The 1,407-nt window shown below is 59.8% G+C and carries 2 protein-coding genes; both read left to right on the top strand.

Annotated elements, in window-relative coordinates:
* The first annotated feature begins 140 nt into the window (after positions 1 to 140).
* Positions 141 to 746 (top strand): DUF4823 domain-containing protein, encoded by a 606-nt coding sequence (locus HT737_RS13010; protein WP_041069208.1) that lies wholly within the window; start codon positions 141 to 143, stop codon positions 744 to 746.
* A gap of 16 nt (positions 747 to 762) precedes the next feature.
* Complete coding sequence (locus HT737_RS13005; RefSeq protein WP_182402781.1) at positions 763 to 1,323, top strand: DUF1285 domain-containing protein; 561 nt, start codon at positions 763 to 765, stop codon at positions 1,321 to 1,323.
* Positions 1,324 to 1,407: the final 84 nt, after the last annotated feature.

The following is a 1,407-nucleotide window of genomic DNA, read 5'->3' as shown; positions in this document are numbered from 1 at the left end:
ACAGGGTTTTTTTTTAATCCTGTGGGAGCGAGCCTGCTCGCGAAAGCATTTCATCATCCGGCAAAGATCCTGAGCTGGCGCAAAAGCTGCATCCAACGGCCATTCGCCGGTTTTCCGTCACCGGCTTCTGGAGGATGAGGATGCGTAGCCTGGTTTTGCTGCTGGCCGTTTTGGCGCTTGGCGGCTGTATGACTGTCAGCGATATGGCCGAAGGCACTCGCTATCAGATGAGCGACGCGGGGCTGCTGGATCACAGCGACAGCCGTCGGGTGAACAACTTCCGCATTCAGCCGGACTCGTTCATCTACATCGCCCAGGGTTCATTCGCGCCGCCGGGTGGTTCCTATCCGCGCCCGAACGTCGTGGCTGAAGAAGCCTTCAAGGGTTTTGTCGAATACTTCCCGATGGTCCGCCGTGCGCGAGCCCCGGAAGGCCTCGATCAGGCATTGGGCGAGGCTCGCGATGCCGGTGCTCACTACCTGCTGTATACCCGCTTCGCCAAGGCTGACGACCGCATCGGCAACTCCGACGAGTGGCTCGATCAGGAAGCCGTGGATCGCCTCGGCATCGACGGCGGGGTGATTCAGATCATGTTGATCGAGACCAGCACCCAGTATTTGATTGATACTGCACGGATCAAGAGTCGTGGCGGTTTACTGACGTTCCACGATAACAAGCCGGAAGACCTGATCGGCCCGCCACTGGCGCAATACGCGCGCAGCCTGCTGGGAGTCGGCGACCAATAAACCCAAGGAGTACGCCATGAGTGGCCCGCAAAAAGCCAATGACCTGTTGGGACAGATCCCCAAAACCAAAGGCCTGCCGCCGGTGCATTTGTGGAATCCGGACTTCTGCGGCGACATCGATATGCGCATCGCCCGTGACGGCACCTGGTATTACCTGGGCACGCCGATCGGGCGCAAGCCGATGGTCAAGCTGTTCTCCACCATCATCCGCCGCGACGGCGATGATTACTTCCTGATTACCCCGGTGGAAAAGGTCGGGATCAAAGTCGACGACGCGCCGTTTGTGGCGATTGCCGTGGAGGTTGAAGGCGAGGGTGAAGCGCAGTTGCTGCGCTTCACCACCAACGTCGAGGAGACCGCCGAGGCCGGGCCGGAACATCCGATCCGCGTCGAGATCGACCCGGTGACGCAAGAGCCCGCGCCTTACGTGCACGTGCGCAGCAACCTCGAAGCGCTGATTCACCGCAATGTGTTTTACCAACTGGTGGAACTGGCGGTCAGTCGCGAAATCGACGGGCGGCGCTGGTTGGGCGTATGGAGTGGCGGCGAGTTCTTCCGCATCGGCCTCGAGCCTTAAACAAAAAGCCCTGTGGGAGCGAGCCTGCTCGCGAAGACGATATGTCAGTCGATATTAGGGCGACTGATACATCGCTTTCGCGAG

Source organism: Pseudomonas sp. MD195_PC81_125 (assembly GCF_014060985.1).
Taxonomy (GTDB): domain Bacteria; phylum Pseudomonadota; class Gammaproteobacteria; order Pseudomonadales; family Pseudomonadaceae; genus Aquipseudomonas; species Aquipseudomonas parakoreensis.
The sequence above is the reverse complement of the archived record's forward strand: the minus strand, read 5'-3'. Positions and strand labels throughout refer to the sequence as shown.

Coding starts and splice junctions, on each gene's coding strand:
- HT737_RS13010 (WP_041069208.1), top strand. CDS start 141: ATGCGTAGCCTGGTTTTGCTGCTGGCCGTTTTGGCGCTTGGCGGCTGT.
- HT737_RS13005 (WP_182402781.1), top strand. CDS start 763: ATGAGTGGCCCGCAAAAAGCCAATGACCTGTTGGGACAGATCCCCAAA.